This is a genomic window from Stenotrophomonas daejeonensis (assembly GCF_001431505.1).
GTDB lineage: Bacteria > Pseudomonadota > Gammaproteobacteria > Xanthomonadales > Xanthomonadaceae > Stenotrophomonas > Stenotrophomonas daejeonensis.
The window spans coordinates 1-16,676 of the sequence record NZ_LDJP01000045.1 but is presented as its reverse complement, the minus strand read 5'-3'; the positions used below and the strand labels follow the sequence as shown (position 1 = coordinate 16,676).

Sequence of the window (16,676 nt, the reverse complement as noted above, 5' to 3'; positions counted from 1 at the left end):
CTGGAGGAACCGATGAGCGGACACACAACAGAAACGGCACCGAAGCGAGTATGGCTGCAAGTCAACTCGGACGCATGGGTGGACGAAGAATCAGGCCGAACTGAAGGCGAATACGATCCGTTCCCGATTGGTTTCGGCCACGAAGTGACATGGTGCCAGGACAGCATAGGCGGGTTGGAAGTCGAATACGTGCGAGCCGACCTAGTGCGCGCTGCCATGCCGATCAATGCCACAGACCCCGGCGATCCCGAATTGCAACAACTGGCTGAATTGCTTGGCATGACGGCTAACCTCGTCGATATCACCCGAGCAGGCGACCCGAACGTTCGGAGGCTCCTCGCTGTCCATTCGCTCCCCTGGCGCGGTATGAACCGCCGCCTCATAGTGCAGTTTGATCCTGACGAGCCCAGCATGTCTGCGCCCACCTTCGCGGAACCTGACCAGGGTCCGCTAGCGGGCGGCCGGAAGGTGAATGCTAGGCATGATCTAACCCTCGGTCTCTGGCGTCGCGACTGCGAAATTTCGCGAGGGTTTCCGAGAAGGTGATTGCGCTTCGCAGATCTCCAGGCGCGTGGGTGCGGACGTAGTCAGCGCCATTGCCGATCGCGTGAAGTTCCGCCGCAAGGCTCGCTGGACCCAGATCCTTTACAGGAAGGCCAACGGTGGCGCCCAAGAAGGATTTCCGCGACACCGAGACCAATAGCGGAAGCCCCAACGCCGACTTCAGCTTTTGAAGGTTCGACAGCACGTGCAGCGATGTTTCCGGTGCGGGGCTCAAGAAAAATCCCATCCCCGGATCGAGGATGAGCCGGTCGGCAGCGACCCCGCTCCGTCGCAAGGCGGAAACCCGCGCCTCGAAGAACCGCACAATCTCGTCGAGCGCGTCTTCGGGTCGAAGGTGACCGGTGCGGGTGGCGATGCCATCCCGCTGCGCTGAGTGCATAACCACCAGCCTGCAGTCCGCCTCAGCAATATCGGGATAGAGCGCAGGGTCAGGAAATCCTTGGATATCGTTCAGGTAGCCCACGCCGCGCTTGAGCGCATAGCGCTGGGTTTCCGGTTGGAAGCTGTCGATTGAAACACGGTGCATCTGATCGGACAGGGCGTCTAAGAGCGGCGCAATACGTCTGATCTCATCGGCCGGCGATACAGGCCTCGCGTCCGGATGGCTGGCGGCCGGTCCGACATCCACGACGTCTGATCCGACTCGCAGCATTTCGATCGCCGCGGTGACAGCGCCGGCGGGGTCTAGCCGCCGGCTCTCATCGAAGAAGGAGTCCTCGGTGAGATTCAGAATGCCGAACACCGTCACCATGGCGTCGGCCTCCGCAGCGACTTCCACGATGGGGATCGGGCGAGCAAAAAGGCAGCAATTATGAGCCCCATACCTACAAAGCCCCACGCATCAAGCTTTTGCCCATGAAGCAACCAGGCAATGGCTGTAATTATGACGACGCCGAGTCCCGACCAGACTGCATAAGCAACACCGACAGGGATGGATTTCAGAACCAGAGAAAGAAAATAAAATGCGATGCCATAACCGATTATGACAACGGCGGAAGGGGCAAGCTTAGTAAAGCCCTCGCTAGATTTTAATGCGGATGTTGCGATTACTTCGCCAACTATTGCGATAACAAGAAAAAGCCAGCCTTTCATGATATATCTCCCAATTTGTGTAGGGCTTATTATGCACGCTTAAAAATAATAAAAGCAGACTTGACCTGATAGTTTGGCTGTGAGCAATTATGTGCTTAGTGCATCTAACGCCGGAGTTAAGCCGCCGCGCGTAGCGCGGTCGGCTTGAACGAATTGTTAGACATCATTTACCAACTGACTTGATGATCTCGCCTTTCACAAAGCGAATAAATTCTTCCAAGTGATCTGCGCGTGAGGCCAAGTGATCTTCTTTTTGTCCCAGATAAGCTTGCTTAGCTTCAAGTAAGACGGGCTGATACTGGGCAGGTAGGCGTTTTATTGCCCAGTCGGCAGCGACATCCTTCGGCGCGATTTTGCCGGTTATTGCGCTGTACCAAATGCGGGACAACGTAAGCACTACATTTCGCTCATCGCCGGCCCAGTCGGGCTGCGAGTTCCATAGCTTCAAGGTTTCCCTCAGCGCCTCGAATAGATCCTGTTCAGGAACCGGGTCAAAGAATTCCTCCGCTGCCGGACCTACCAAGGCAACGCTATGTTCTCTTGCTTTTGTAAGCAGGATAGCTAGATCAATGTCGATCATGGCTGGCTCGAAGATACCCGCAAGAATGTCATTGCGCTGCCATTCTCCAAATTGCAGCTCGCGCTTAGCCGGATAACGCCACGGGATGATGTCGTCATGCACGACAAGGGTGACTTCTATAGCGCGGAGCGTCTCGCTCTCGCCAGGGAAAGCCGAAGCCTCCATAAGGTCATTGAGCAATGCTCGCCGCGTCGTTTCATCAAGCTTTACGGCCACAGTAACCAACAAATCAATATCGCTGTATGGCTTCAGGCCGCCATCCACTGCGGAGCCGTACAAATGCACGGCCAGCAACGTTGATTCCAGATGGCGCTCAATGACGCTTAGCACCTCTGATAGTTGGTTCGAAATTTCGATGGTCACCGCTTCCCTCATGATGTCTAACGCCTAAGTTAAGCCGCGCCGCAGCGGGGCGTGAAGCACATGGCAAGCTGTACCTGCCATGTGGTTCGCGCCCCGATGCGGTGTCGGCTTGAACGCATTGTTAGGCCGCAGACTAAGCTGCGCCCCCGCGAGCCGGCAAGTGGCGCGGAACCTTTTGCTGGAGTAGCCGCACGAGCTCCGGCGCCATGTACTCGTACTGGTCCGGAATGCCGAGGACCACTACGCGCTTGCCGCGCAGTTGCGGCTGGAACTTGGCCGCGATCTTGGCCCGGTGCGCCGACTCCATGACGAGCACCGTATCTGCCCAGCCGATGAGCTCAGCCGAGACGTGGCAGTCCGCGTCGTGCCCCGTCCCCGCCGAAGCCGTCTCAACGCCCGGCCAGTCCGCGAATACCTGCTCTGCAGTAGGACTGCGAAGACGGTTCTTGCCACAGACAAAGAGCACGTTGTGCGTCAAAGCATCACCTGCGGCCTAACACCTAAGTTAAGCCGAGGCGCGTAGTGGAGCGGACCAGGTGGCAAGCTTTACCTGCCGCCTGGACCGCGTAACGAAGCGGCTTCGGCTTGAACGCATTGTTAGGCCGCCGATGCCCAGCACCGCGACCCAACCCCTGGCCAAACAGTACAACAAGTCTGGCCCGGCAGCTCGGGCTTGAGCTTTCTGCGGACGGAGCCGGATTGCCCGGGCGCGCGGCCGAGAACTCGCACCGCTAACCCTCAGGAAGCCGACTCAGGATGATCGTACTTGCGCCAAAGTCGCGCCTGTCCGAAGCCGAGGAGTACCACGGGTGACTGCCGATGCAGCTCCCGCGCTTGCGAAGTGCAAATGCCGCAAATGAGCGAGATGCTGCAAGGCACCTAGAGCCCGGCTACGACACTGCGGGAAACAAGGCCTAACGCTTATTGGACCGCCTAATTGCGGTGTTGCACGGAGTATTCCACGTCCGGGCAAGAGTTGGAATCAGGGAATTCCTACGGGAAACCAATGGGTTGGAGAACTGCAGGGACGCTGGTGTTGGCTGTGTTAGACCGCAAGGAAGACCTGCTATGGATTAGACCCCTCTCGCATCCGGTGTAATCGGACAGAAATCGCCGTTTTTGCCGAAGCCAGTCCGGTCGCGGGGTCAGGCATCGCACCCTACCTGGTCATGGCAGCAATCTATCGGCGGGTCACGCGCCCTGTTCGAAATACCGTCCATCCACCCCGGTAGTCAGCCAAGTGATGTCTATCTGAAGTCACGGCTGCCTGTCTCCAGGCCACCGAGCAGCCCATCAAGGCTGGTCATCCGTTCGGCGATCAGGTGCGACACACCCTCCACCCGCTCCCATCGCCCTTCGATGCCGAGCAGTCTGCTCTCGACCAGCGTCCGGCGCTGCCGCTGCATCACCTGCTGCCAGACGACGACGTTGATCATGCCGTCCTCATCTTCCAACGTCACGAAGGTCACGCCGCTGGCCGTGGGAGGCGACTGCCGCATGCGCACGATGCCGGCATGGCGCACGCGCCTGCCGTGCGGCAGCACTTCCAGTTGCACCGAACGCAGGTAGCCACGCGCCTCCAGTTGCCGGCGAATGAAGCGCATCGGGTGCCTGCCCAGGGTGGTCCCCGTGGTGCTGTAGTCCGCCTGCGTGTCCTGCCATGGCGTGGGCAGCGGCAAGGCCGGTGCGGGCTCACAGGTTCCCGCCAGGCCCTCGAACAGCGGCAGCGTCTTTTCCACACCTGATGCCTGCCAGCGTGCGCGATGGCGATGCCCGGCCAGCCCCTTCAATGCGCCCGCGTCGGCAAGCAATGCAAGATGGCGCGAATCCAGGTCCACGCGATGGCTGAGGTCGGCCACATCGGTGAAGCCCCGACGTTGCCGTTGCCCGGCCAGCCGCTCGGCCACCACCGACTGGAACCCGTTGATCATCCGGAGTCCGAGGCGGATTTCAGGGTTTCCCGACCCATCACCGCGGGCAAACTCCAATGTGCAATCCCACTGGCTGTAACGTACGTCCACCGGCCGTACCTTGACCCCATGGCGGCGCGCGTCCTGCAGGATCTGGTCCGGGGTATAGAAGCCCATCGGCTGGCTGTTGATCAGGCTGGCGGCAAACGCCGCCGGTTCGTGGCATTTGAGCCAGCAACTGGCATAGGTGACCAGTGCGAAGCTGGCGGCATGGCTCTCGGGAAAACCGTAACTGCCAAAGCCCTTGATCTGGTGGAAGAGCTGCTCGGCATAGTCGAGGCTGTAGCCGCGTTCGAGCATGCCCTGCGTCAGCTTTTCCCGGTACGGCTCCAGCCCGCCGCGGCGTTTCCATGCCGCCATCGAGCGACGCAGCGCATCGGCCTCGCCCGGGGTGAAACCGGCCGCCGCCACCGCCAGCTGCATCACCTGCTCCTGGAACAGCGGCACGCCCAGCGTGCGCTCGAACACATGGCCCAGTTGCGGGGGGTATTCGACCGGCTCCTCGCCATTGCGACGCCGCAGGTAGGGATGGACCATGTCGCCCTGGATCGGTCCGGGGCGCACGATCGCCACCTCGATCACCAGGTCGTAGAAATTGCGTGGCCGCAAACGCGGCAGCATCGCCATCTGCGCCCGCGATTCGATCTGGAACACGCCCACGGTATCGGCCTTGCCGATCATGGCGTAGGTGTCGCGGTCATCGGCGGGAATCGTAGCCATCGTCAGCTCGCGCCGGCCCGTGTCACGCAGCATGTCCAGGCATTTGCGCACGGCGGTGAGCATCCCCAGCGCCAGGCAGTCGACTTTCATCAGCCCCAGCGCGTCGAGGTCGTCCTTGTCCCACTGGATGACGGTGCGCCCGTCCATCGCCGCGTTCTCCACCGGCACCAGGGTATGCAACGGATGCTCGGAGATCACGAAGCCTCCCGGGTGCTGGGACAGGTGCCGGGGAAAGTCGATCAGTTCACCGGTCAATGCCAGCAGCTGGCGCATGACCGGCGTGTCCGGATCGAAACCACGCTCGCGCAGCGTCTGCGGCAAGGGCGTATCGCCGCTCCAGCGATCCAGTGTCCGGGCCAGCTCGTCGATCTGGTCGGAAGGCAGGCCCAGCGCCCGGGCCACATCACGGATCGCGCTGCGGCCACGGTAGCTGGTGGCCACCGCCGTCAGCGCTGCACGATCACGCCCGTAGCGCTGGAACACATACTGCAGTACTTCCTCGCGCCGCTCGTGTTCGAAATCGATGTCGATATCCGGCGGTTCGTTGCGCTCGCGCGAGATGAAGCGCTCGAACAGCAGGCACATCCGGGACGGATCGATCTCGGTGACCCCCAGCGCGAAACAGACCGTCGAATTGGCCGCCGATCCACGGCCCTGGCACAGGATGCCGCGGCTGCGGGCAAACCGCACCAGATCGTGGACGGTGAGAAAGTAGGACGCGTAGTCGAGCTCGGCGATCAACGCCAGCTCGTGCTCGATCTGGCTGCGCGCCTTGTCCGGCACCCCTTGCGGCCAACGCCATGCCGCGCCCTCCTCGACCAGTTGCCGCAACCAGCGTGCCGGCGTGTAGCCGGCCGGCACCAGTTCGCGGGGATAGGTGTATCGCAGCTCGTCGAGGCTGAAGCGGCACCGCGCTGCAATGCGCACGCTCTGCGCGAGAGCCTCAGCCGGATAGATCGCCGCCAGCGCCTGCCGGGTACGCAGGTGACGTTCACCATTGGGGAACAGCCGCCAGCCCGCTTCGGCCACGGTGCAGCGGTGGCCGATGGCGGTGAGCGTGTCCTGCAGGGCGCGACGGCGGCGCACATGCATATGCACATCGCCCGCGGCCACCAGCGGCAGCCCATGGTGGATGGATTGCTGCTGGAGCCTGTCCTGGTGCTGGACGTCATCCGGCCCGCGGTGCAGTTCCAGCGCCAGTCCGAGGCATCCGGGGAAGCGCTGTTTCAACCAGTCGATGTCGCTATCGGGCGTGGGAGTTGCCTGACAGAGCAGGCAGAAAAGTCCGGGCACCTCGTCAGGAAAGTCCTCACGCAGGCATCGGTATTGCCCCTTCTTCGCCCGTCGCCGGGCCACCGTGATCAACTGGCACAGGATCTGGTAGCCGGCCAGGTTCTCGCACAACAGCACCAGCTTCGGCCCGTCTTCGACCTGCAACTCCGCACCGACAACCAGCCTCACACCCGATTCCCTTGCCGCCTCGTGGGCACGCACGATGCCGGCCAGCGAACACTCGTCGGTAATGGCCAGGGCGGTGTAGCCCTGTTCCTTGGCCCGCTGGAACAGTTCCTTGGCCGTGGAGGCCCCGCGCTGGAAGGAAAAAGCCGACAGGCAATGCAGTTCCGCATAGGCCGGCGCGCTCATGCGAACCACCCGTGCAGCATGAACGGGCCACGCTCGCCCGGTGCGGTAAAAGCCCAGGCGCGCTGGCCGTTGCGCGTTTGCAGCACGTAATAGTCGCGGCGCACCGGCTCGCCATCCCACCAGCCCGATTCGATCCGCTCCGGTCCGCACAGCACTTCCATCCCGAAACCCCGCAACGGAACCGGGTGCGGCAACAGCCATGCCGGACGCTGGGGCAACTGCGGTGGCAACGTTGAAGCCGACGACACCCCGGAGGCCCGTTCAGGACGGTGATCGGCGTGCACGCTCATGCCCTGGACGGCCTCGTCCCCCAAACGTGCCCGCAACCGTTCGCGCAGTTGCTCCCAATCCATCGCCTGCTGTGGCCGGGTGTCGAACAGGTCGCGCGCCACCGGCACGAACGGCGGCAGTTCCTCGGCCAGCAACGACATGCCGCGCGTGCCAGCCGGCAACCGCAGATGATCCAGACGACTGCGTGCCAGCTCGAACAGCACGGCGGCATCGCGCTCGGCGGTCAGCAGGCCCACCACCAGGGTGCTGGCCGGGTGACGCTCGTGCTCGAACTTCAGCACGAAGCGCTGCACCCCGCCGTCGCGACTGGACAGGAAAGCGGCCAGATCACCAGTCAGCCGGCGCAGTGGAAACAGCAGTGCGGTGCTGGATTCGACCTCGTACTCGAACTCGATGCGGGCCATGAAACGGTCGGGCGGCTGGAAATACGCCAGCGGCGCGGCGTCCCTGCCCCGGATGGCATCCAGATGGGCCAGCACCTCCGGCGGGAAACGCCGTACCAGGCTCTCGCGGGCCAGCGCGAATACCGGCCGAAGGGTACGCAGGCCCGAGCGGCTCAAGGTATCGACTGCGACCTTAGGCAGGCCGGCACGTTCGATGGGCACCCGCCCCAGCGCCGCTTCCAGTTGCCCTTCATCCACCCCCAGCCCGTCGTGGTTGCGGGCCAGCACATAGGCGGCGTGGGGATTGGGCGCGGCCACCAGGCGATGGCGGAAGCCCAGCATATCCAGCTCACTGCGCAGGCGCCGTTCCAGATCAGGCCACTGCCCGAACAGAGCCCGACTGGCGCCGATCTCCAGCACCAGTGCATGCCCGAACTCGGTACAGACCTGCGAGCTGAAACTGTATGCCCATGTCGCCAGCAACAGGAACGCCTGTTGGTCCACGCGCGGGTCGTGATTCTGGACGATGAAATCCGAACCAAGGGCCTGAGCCGCCGACAGGCGCATGCCCCGCCGCAGGCCCAGTCGCTGGGCCGCAGGAGCGACCGCATGCAACACCCGGCGCTGCGCCGGGCCACTGGCCAGCACCAGCGGCACCTCCGGCGTCGGCAATTGCCGGAGGACGGCATCCATCGCCAGGTGCGGCAGCAGCAGGCAAGCCCAGCGCATGGCAATTCACGCAATCGCAGAGAAGCAGATCGACCGGGCGGGAGGATTGCCCCCCCGGCACTTGAGCACCCGGATCTGGCCGGGACTGACCTGCAGGCGCAACGCGACCGGTGACGGGTTGTCGGCATGGCGTGCATCACGGAACACGAAACCCAGGCATTGGCCCGTCTCGGCAGCGACCTGCAAGCGACGCAACGCGCGGTCATCGGCCTTGGCCGGCCAGCACAGGACCGCGCCACAAGCGGCCGAGCGCAGGCATTGCTCCGTGGCCCACAAGGCCTCGCGGGGAGATGCATGGACAACCTGCACCTGGCTCAGGTCCATGCCGGCCCGGGCCCATGCCGGCGCATGCGGTCGATAGGGCGGCGCGATCAGCACGACCCTGAAGCCTGCACGCGTGAGCCGGGCCAAGGTTGGCCAGACCAGCGATATCTCCCCCATTCCGTCAGCCGGCAGCAGGATCTCCGACAGGGCGTGTGCAGGCCAGCCCCGGGCCGGCAGCACGGCATCCAGCGCGTCATACCCGGTGGGCTGAGGCGCAACCTCCGGAACACCCGCCGGCTGGCCGCGCCAAACCCGACCGGTATGCACCAAGGCATCCAGTGCCACGACCGCAGCCATCACACCACCTCCGTCGAGCGGAAGTGGTGGCTGCAGAAGCGGAAGCAGAACAACGGCATGAGGGCAGTCTCGGACCCGGGCGGCGCATGACCTGAGACAGCACATCATATGCTGTTAGCAGGATTACTAACAAGAGAAGGAGGGAAGATGTTGTAGCAGTGCGCCAGCCCTACACCTCGCGGCTCTCCCATAGGCGTAGCCTGCTACCCCCGTTCATCTGCAGTAGGATTTCTGGTCTTCAGTGGACGGGGCAACTTTGTTGCCTGGCTTACGGAACTGAAGGACGGTCGCGGATCGACCGCCCTGTTCTTCTTGTGGGCGATCACCCTGATTAAGGAAACCTTATGGGCTGCGGAGAATAGCGGCCAGCGGCACCTGCAGGTTCAAGTAGCTGCGCAAGGCACTCCACACGTCCTGTTCGGACTGGGGCATGTCGAGTGGTGCAGTTGCGATGGTCATTGGGTCGGGTGCCTCGTGTTCGATGTCATCAGGGTCTTTCATAACGAATACCTCATTCAGTAGAGGCCCCCAAATGAGTTTTATCGAATTCATAGGTCATGGCCGCCTTCTCGGCATCGGCAAGGCGCCGCCTCTCCCGCTCATCCCCCTGCACCGCCAGCTCAGCGGCCAATCCCTCACGCTTGGCCTCCTCGACCTTTTCCACCGGATTTGTCTTCTCTTCGCAGAGACGACTCAGCGTCCGGATCGACACACGCAAGTTGACGATCTTCGACCACAGCTCTCGGAGCACCACAGCTTTCTGTTCGGCTTCGAGTACCAGCACCTGCTGGTAGTCACGGGAGAGTGACATCAGATCCGGCAAACGGTATCCGAACCCCTTGCCCTTGGCGACGTTGTGGTAGATCGGCCTGCTAGCACTCGCTCCGTTGGGCTTGGTCTTGGCCTTCAGCAGTGACCAGTTGATCTCCAAGCTGCCCTTGTGGAGCCGGGTGTGAAAGAGCAGTGGTGCAAATTGAGCCTTGTGCTTTTCCTTGGTGGTGGCTTCGCCTAGTTGGTCCTTGGCGTTCTTCCTCGCTTCCTTGAAGGATTTACTCAGCTGCTTGGCTTCGATCTCGATCAGTGCCTCAAGGACAGTGACCTGCTTGGTGAGGTCTTCAATGGTGTTGGCCAGTTGGCCTAGGTCCAGCTCGTAAAGCTGGTGACTCATAATTCTCCTGTTCCCCATATATCTACTTGCTATGGGAATGGAAAATTTCCCATACAGGGAAAGCAGGCAGAAGTGGGTTTTCAGGGTTAGCGAAAGATCGTTTCCCCAATGTATGGGGAAGGCCCACCGTTCACATGCAATGCATGGGATTGGGAGGGCGTTCACATACATGGGAGGCTTCCCCCATTGCATGGGGACGGAACCCCATTCCCATGCAGCAGTAGTGTGTGGACGGGGGTGCTTTCCCATAGCGGATTTCGCTATGGGATAGCCAGGCGCAGAAAAGCGCCAAAAGTAGGTCGATTCCCAGGTCACCAGGGAAAATCATGATGACTGCGTATATGGGGAAGACCCACCGTTCCCATGCATTGCATGGGATTTGGAGGACGTTCACATACAAGGGCGGCTTGCTAATGCATGGGGACGGAACCCTATTCCCATGCAGCAGTAGTGTGTGGACGGGGGTGATTTCCCATAGCGAACTTCACGGGTTTTGCTATGGGATGGCCATCCACGACAACACGGCAAAGCCTTGGTCTCAAAAGCTCCACTTCCCAGATCACCAATGCCAGTGGGCGGGAATTGGCCCCTGGCTTGCTGGTGAGGGTGTGCTGCCCTCGCCGCCAGCAGGCGTGTCCGCCAAAAAGGTCGAGATTCTCTATCCTTTAGGACCGTTGCTAGGCAAGCCTTTGGGCGTGATTTCGCCCGATGCTCCCGTTGAAAAAGGTCGAGATTCATTAGTGACCATGCCGAGCAACCTCATTTTTGCCCTGCATCAGGCCAAAAAGGTCGAGATTCTTTCGCCCTCGATTCCTTTATGTACCAAGCCATTCGGGACGAAACTCGCAGCTCATGCCGCACAAAAGGTCGAGATTCTTTTCCGGGCTACAGAAAGGGGGCTTTTTGACCCCTCACCGCAGCCTGATGGTCGAGATTCTTGGCAGCCCGAATTGCTTGGCATGCAAGTCTTTCGGGGGGCGTCAACTCATGAACCGTGAAAAGGTCGAGATTCTTCTGGAGCTTGAAATCCAGCTCTCAACTACCTAGCCGAAGACCCGGCCGCGAAGCCGCTATTTTCCGGTACAGCTGATGGGAGAGGATTGGATGCAATCACTTCTCCCTCTGGATTCGTGGGGGGTGCGATCATTTCTCCACACCAAGCTCTTGGGGGTGCGACCATTACTCCACACCCCTACATGTCGCAATCGGCCTGGATGCGTGGGCCGTACGCACTTCACAACTGCCACCAGTGGGCTTTATGAAGTGTGGAGTAATGGTCGCACCCCCTAGGGTTCGGGAGGCCTCTCAGCCCTACTCGGCGACCTCTGGATATGCCCCCCTTCATCGCCTCGTCGCTCGCCCCACCCCGAGGATGCGCCAGATATAGTGCCTATCCTGCATTTTTTACCCAATATCTAGTCGTAGCTTACAAGAAGCGCCTCCCCCTCCTGACGACTCAGACCGCTGAAGGGAGAGGTCAGCAGTCCTCTTTGGACGGATGGGTGCGATCATTTCTCCACGCCAAATTCGTGGGGGGGCGACCATTACTCCACACCCCTACATGTAGCAATTGGCTTGGATTCGGGGACCGTATGCACTTCACAACCGCCACCAGTGGGCTTTGTGAAGTGTGGAGTAATGGTCGCACCCCCTAGGGTTCGGGAGGCCTGTCAGCCTTACACGGCGGGCTGACGCCCGCCGCCTATGCACGACAACTCACGGCCAATGCCGCGACGATGAACACCGGATTCCAAACAGCCCCTCTACTGAAGACGGGGGACGCCGAGTGACAGCTACCAGTGCTGAATCGTGATCGGCGCGCACAGTGCCGATCACGTCACAGTCCTAACCTCACTCCAAGCGCGGTGCTCGAGAACACCTGCATCGCTGCTTGTCACGGCTCAGGGGAGCAGGTCAGTCGGACGCGTACAACTCACCTCTCAGCACCGTAGCTGACGAAGAATTCGGTCTTTAGCATCGTCCACATCGGCCAGATCTCATGATTTTCCCACGTGGGAAAAATGTGGATAAGTCTGCATGCCATTGATATAAATAGGGAATAGGCAAGAAAAATGATCCACCAAAACTCTACATGTAAAGGAATTCCTTTATTGTAAAGAGTTATCCTTTATCGTAAATAACACTCATTACCGTTTGTAAAATTCGAAAAAATCCATCGGACCAGAGAAGAACCTGCGGGTTTCGAAACGGGTAGATGCATCCACCTTGCATCCCTTCGACGACGGCAACGGCCGCCTCACTCGAGCCCTGACCGATCTGGCCTTGGCCCAAGCACAACCACAGACAATCCGTTTCTACACCATGTCGGCCAGCATATGGGCTGACCGCGCAGGCTACTACCGCATCCTTGAGAGCACCCAGAAGCGCAGCCTTCACATCACCGCCTGGCTGCAATGGTTCCTGAGCACCCTGCATGACAGCCTGATTCAGGCCTGGCATCGGATCAACCGACTGAAGGCCAAGGGATCTTTCTGGCAGAACCATTGCCCCCAATCGCTGTCGGCAGACCAAATGAAAGTGCTCAATCGCCTTCTTGATGGTGGTGAGCACGGCTTCGAGCAGGGCATCAACACCCGCCAGTACCAAGCAGTGGCCAAGGTATCCAAAGCCACCACCGACAGCCACCTCATCGACTTGGTGGAAAGGGGCTACTTGCGCCGCCTACCAGATGGCGGCCGCAGTACCCGTTACGAAATCAACATACCCGCTACGGACACCCCTCTGGCAACCCGCCCCTGCTCCACCCAAAGTCCCAGCACATAGCCAGCTAGCCCGTGATTGGTTCGCGTCGTCTGATCTCTCGCTTGAAAGATGTCGACGCGAAGCTACTTCAGCGCCCCTAAAGTCGGAGCTTCCGGTCGCAGCCAGACAGTCTGGACAAGGACTTGCGGCTGTTCTCGCCAAGCTACCTACAGATGCAGTGCCAGGACACAGTCAATGCCAAGTCTTGCCTGTCCTTTAGTGTGAACTTGAATCGCTGGAGATCAGCCAAGGTCCTCCTCCCGTACCCGCCACAGTGCGGTATCCGGGATCTCGGTTTCAGCCTGTTCCAGGAGATAGCGTCGAAGCTCTTCGGAGACCGCCTGATCTTCCAACTTCATGTGGGTCGCAGTCCGATTGAATGTGGCGTTGAAGAGCTTCAGGCGCTGTTGATCGACGCTTGCCTGTAGCGACTGTCTCGGCACCACCAGCAAGACAACTTCACAATCCATGGCCGCGGCTGCGCGGCGCAATGTGTCAACCTGCACCGTTCCGGCCCGCTCGCTGTTCTCCAGCTTGAGCACCGAACTAGGCTGCACCCCCAGTCGTCGTGCGAGCTCGGTTCGGGACATTCCTAAGGCGTCGCGAGTGGCCGCGATCCAACCGCCACGTGGTACGGGTCGAAGTCTGGGTAGTATCTGACGCAGCCAATCACCGGTTTGATCAAGCTTGAACCGGGCTAAGCGACGCATCCGGGAAGTTGCGCTGGGAGCCATGATTGTTCCTTCTAAGGAACAAAAGATTAGCGCAACTATTCCCTGTATGGCTCTTTTGTATGCGTGGCATTTGCCGCACAGGGCTCTAGTTCCCATCCAAACGCTCTATGAAGCGCTTGTTCGACCGGTAACGCCACGTGCTTCATCTACGTGCACAGCGCGATGGAGGTCACCACCGGATCGAAGCCGAACGTACGGTGCGGATCGCCAACTCCGCCGCGCCCATACGCCAGCGACCGACAAACCCTGCGTGAATAGCACGTGCCGATAGGATAAGAAAACCTGAACGATACCGCCGAGGCGTACGATTTAGTGGCCAGACCTGTGCAGGAATCGCTGGGTCATTACAAGATCGGCCAAGGGATGCACTCCAATGCTCGTATCGGACGCTGAAGGTGACACACCCCGAGCATGAAAGGCCACGTCACCAGCTCAGAATCGAGGCACAAAAAAAGCGGCGCTTATGCAGGCCGCTTTTCCGTATTTTTTCCGTACGTGCCACGAGCCAAAGTCCTAAGTCTTTGATTTCGTGGTGGGCGGTACAGGGTTCGAACCTGTGACCCCTACCATGTCAAGGTAGTGCTCTACCGCTGAGCTAACCGCCCTTCGCGCCGCGGCGAATTGCTCGCTGCGAGGGCGCGTATCTTAGTCCAGCCGTTCGGGCAGGACAATAGGGTTCCGTGAATTTGTTCGCGGGCCGGTTCCCGCGCGCCGGCCTCATCCCAGGCTGGCCTCCTTCAGCTGCCGGATCCGGTCACGCACGCGGGCGGCATCCTCGAACTCCAGGTCGCGGGCGTGCTGGTACATCTGCTGTTCCAGCGCCTTGATCCGTGCCGCCAGCTGCGCCGGGTCCAGCACCGCGTAATCGGCCTCGGCCTCGGCGACACGCCGGGCGGCCTTGCCCTTCCCGCCCGGCCGGGACGCCGATTCCTCGTGTGCACCCTCGAGGATGTCGGTGATCGGCCGCGCCACCGACTTCGGCACGATGCCGTGTGCTTCGTTGTATTCGACCTGCTTCTGCCGGCGGCGGTCGGTTTCGTCGATCGCCGCCTGCATCGAGCGGGTGATCCGGTCGGCATAGAGGATCGCCTTGCCGCGCAGGTTGCGCGCGGCGCGGCCGATGGTCTGGATCAGCGAGCCGGTGGAGCGCAGGAAGCCCTCCTTGTCGGCATCGAGGATCGCCACCAGCGACACCTCGGGCATGTCCAGGCCCTCGCGCAGCAGGTTGATGCCGACCAGCACGTCGAACTTGCCCAGGCGCAGGTCGCGGATGATCTCCACGCGCTCCACGGTATCCACGTCCGAATGCAGGTAGCGCACGCGGATGCCGTGCTCGCCGAGGTAGTCGGTGAGGTTCTCGGCCATGCGCTTGGTCAGCGTGGTGACCAGCACGCGGTCGCCCATCGCGATACGCGCGTTGCACTCGCTCATCAGGTCGTCAACCTGCGTGGCGACCGGGCGGATTTCCACCTGCGGATCGGTCAAACCGGTCGGGCGCACCACCAGCTCGGTGATGTCGTCGCCGGACTCGCGCAATTCATACGGCCCCGGCGTGGCCGACACGTAGATGCTGCGTGGCGAACGCGCCTCCCATTCCTCGAAGCGCAGCGGGCGGTTGTCCAGCGCCGACGGCAGGCGGAAGCCGAATTCCACCAGCGTCTCCTTGCGCGAACGGTCGCCCTTGTACATCGCGCCGATCTGCGGAATGGTCACGTGCGATTCGTCGATCACCAGCAGCGCGTCCGGCGGCAGGTAGTCGAACAGCGTCGGCGGCGGCTCGCCGGCGGCCTTGCCGGTGAGGTGGCGCGAGTAGTTCTCGATGCCGCTGCAATAGCCGACCTCCGCCATCATCTCCAGATCGAATTGGCAACGCTGCGCCAACCGTTGCGCTTCGACCAGCTTGTTCTGCGCGTACAGCACTTCCAGTCGTTCCTTCAGCTCGGCCTTGATCGTCTCGATCGCCGCCAGCACCCGCTCGCGCGTGGTGGCGTAGTGGGTCTTCGGGTAGATGGTGTAGCGCTGCATCTTGCGCAGGCTTTCGCCGGTGAGCGGATCGAACATGCTCAGTTGCTCGACCTCGCCGTCGAACAGCTCGATGCGCACCGCCTCGCTGTCCAACTCGGCCGGGAACACGTCGATCACCTCGCCACGCACGCGGAAGGTGCCGCGCTGCAGTTCGTATTCGTTGCGGGTGTATTGCAGCTGGGTGAGGTGGTTGATCAGGTCGCGCTGGTCGATGCGCTCGCCCTTGGACAGGATCAGGCGCAGCGACAGGTAGTCTTCCGGCGCGCCGAGGCCATAGATCGCCGACACCGTGGCCACCACGATGGCATCCGGGCGCGACAGCAGGGTCTTGGTCGCGGCCAGGCGCATCTGCTCGATGTGCTCGTTGATCGAGCTGTCCTTCTCGATGAAGGTGTCCGAGGATGGCACGTAGGCCTCGGGCTGGTAGTAGTCGTAGTAGCTGACGAAGTACTCCACCGCATTGTGCGGGAAGAACGACTTGAACTCGCCGTACAGCTGCGCCGCCAGCGTCTTGTTCGGCGCCATCACCAGCGTCGGCCGCTGCACCTGCTGCACCACGTTGGCGATGGTGTAGGTCTTGCCCGAGCCGGTGACGCCCAGCAACGTCTGCTTGGCGATGCCCGCCTCGAAGTTGGCAACGAGCTTCTCGATGGCAGCCGGCTGGTCGCCCGCGGGCGAATAGGGGGAGACGAGCTGGAAACGGTCGGACATGGCGGCGCGGACAGGATTGACCGGCAAGTATAGCCACCGCATGGATGACGACTGCCTGAGCGGCTTCCCTACAGTGCGGCACCCCGGGGGCCGACATTCACCATCCCCGGCACAGGCGAAGATGCCTGCGTGGCCCTTCATGGAGCAGGAAGGAAAACATGGCAAGGATGCCAACCACCCCACCTCCCCTGCATGCCGGCATCACTTTGGCGGAATTGATCGTCTGCGCCTGCATACTGTCGATCAGCGCAGCCGTCGCACTGCCCTCCCTCGCGCCACTGGTCGAACGCCAGCGCGCCATCGCCGCCGGCAATGCCT

The 16,676-nt window shown here is 61.3% G+C and carries 12 protein-coding genes and 1 tRNA gene; 2 read left to right on the top strand and 11 right to left on the bottom strand.

The features are described from left to right. Positions 1 to 475: 475 nt before the first annotated feature. The 8 genes from sul1 to mobI all read right to left on the bottom strand — a co-directional run bounded on the left by sul1 (position 476) and on the right by mobI (position 10,125). Positions 476 to 1,315 (bottom strand): sulfonamide-resistant dihydropteroate synthase Sul1, encoded by an 840-nt coding sequence (sul1, locus tag ABB34_RS08015; RefSeq protein WP_000259031.1) that lies wholly within the window; start codon positions 1,313 to 1,315, stop codon positions 476 to 478. After that, positions 1,309 to 1,656 (bottom strand): quaternary ammonium compound efflux SMR transporter QacE delta 1, encoded by a 348-nt coding sequence (locus ABB34_RS14855; protein WP_000679427.1) that lies wholly within the window; start codon positions 1,654 to 1,656, stop codon positions 1,309 to 1,311. The genes sul1 and ABB34_RS14855 overlap by 7 nt, the downstream gene beginning before the upstream one ends. Positions 1,657 to 1,819: 163 nt before the next feature. Next, entirely contained in the window at positions 1,820 to 2,611 is a 792-nt protein-coding gene (locus ABB34_RS14850) for an ANT(3'')-Ia family aminoglycoside nucleotidyltransferase AadA2 (protein ID WP_001206356.1), read from the bottom strand. A gap of 121 nt (positions 2,612 to 2,732) precedes the next feature. After that, positions 2,733 to 3,077 (bottom strand): low molecular weight protein tyrosine phosphatase family protein, encoded by a 345-nt coding sequence (locus ABB34_RS08010; RefSeq protein ID WP_057640797.1) that lies wholly within the window; start codon positions 3,075 to 3,077, stop codon positions 2,733 to 2,735. A 769-nt stretch (positions 3,078 to 3,846) separates the two neighbouring features. After that, a complete protein-coding gene (locus ABB34_RS08005) occupies positions 3,847 to 6,933 on the bottom strand; it encodes an error-prone DNA polymerase (protein ID WP_245625422.1) in 3,087 nt (1,028 codons plus the stop codon). Further along, complete coding sequence (locus tag ABB34_RS15690; RefSeq protein WP_232522519.1) at positions 6,930 to 8,336, bottom strand: Y-family DNA polymerase; 1,407 nt, start codon at positions 8,334 to 8,336, stop codon at positions 6,930 to 6,932. The genes ABB34_RS08005 and ABB34_RS15690 overlap by 4 nt, the downstream gene beginning before the upstream one ends. 6 nt (positions 8,337 to 8,342) lie before the next feature. Then, on the bottom strand, positions 8,343 to 8,957 hold the full coding sequence (gene imuA, locus ABB34_RS08000; protein WP_057640795.1) for a translesion DNA synthesis-associated protein ImuA: 615 nt from the start codon (positions 8,955 to 8,957) through the stop codon (positions 8,343 to 8,345). Between the two features lie 511 nt (positions 8,958 to 9,468). Continuing rightward, the gene (mobI, locus tag ABB34_RS07995; RefSeq protein ID WP_057640794.1) at positions 9,469 to 10,125 is read right to left on the bottom strand and encodes a conjugative transfer protein MobI(A/C); all 657 of its coding nucleotides are present in this window, start codon (positions 10,123 to 10,125) and stop codon (positions 9,469 to 9,471) included. A 503-nt stretch (positions 10,126 to 10,628) separates the two neighbouring features. Here mobI and ABB34_RS15230 point away from each other — a divergent pair. Together ABB34_RS15230 and ABB34_RS07990 are read left to right on the top strand one after the other, a co-directional pair. Beyond that, positions 10,629 to 11,123 (top strand): hypothetical protein, encoded by a 495-nt coding sequence (locus ABB34_RS15230; RefSeq protein WP_152979548.1) that lies wholly within the window; start codon positions 10,629 to 10,631, stop codon positions 11,121 to 11,123. A 1,228-nt stretch (positions 11,124 to 12,351) separates the two neighbouring features. Then, entirely contained in the window at positions 12,352 to 12,909 is a 558-nt protein-coding gene (locus ABB34_RS07990) for a Fic family protein (protein ID WP_232522520.1), read from the top strand. Between the two features lie 221 nt (positions 12,910 to 13,130). On the opposite strand, the gene ABB34_RS15405 is transcribed toward ABB34_RS07990, so the two are convergent. The 3 genes from ABB34_RS15405 to uvrB form a co-directional block, all read right to left on the bottom strand. Then, a complete protein-coding gene (locus ABB34_RS15405) occupies positions 13,131 to 13,598 on the bottom strand; it encodes a helix-turn-helix domain-containing protein (protein WP_274601424.1) in 468 nt (155 codons plus the stop codon). A gap of 554 nt (positions 13,599 to 14,152) precedes the next feature. Next, positions 14,153 to 14,227: transfer RNA gene (locus ABB34_RS07980), tRNA-Val, on the bottom strand. A gap of 112 nt (positions 14,228 to 14,339) precedes the next feature. Continuing rightward, positions 14,340 to 16,358, bottom strand: coding sequence for an excinuclease ABC subunit UvrB (gene uvrB / locus ABB34_RS07975; RefSeq protein WP_057640792.1), 2,019 nt, complete (start codon positions 16,356 to 16,358; stop codon positions 14,340 to 14,342). Positions 16,359 to 16,676 lie beyond the last annotated feature (318 nt).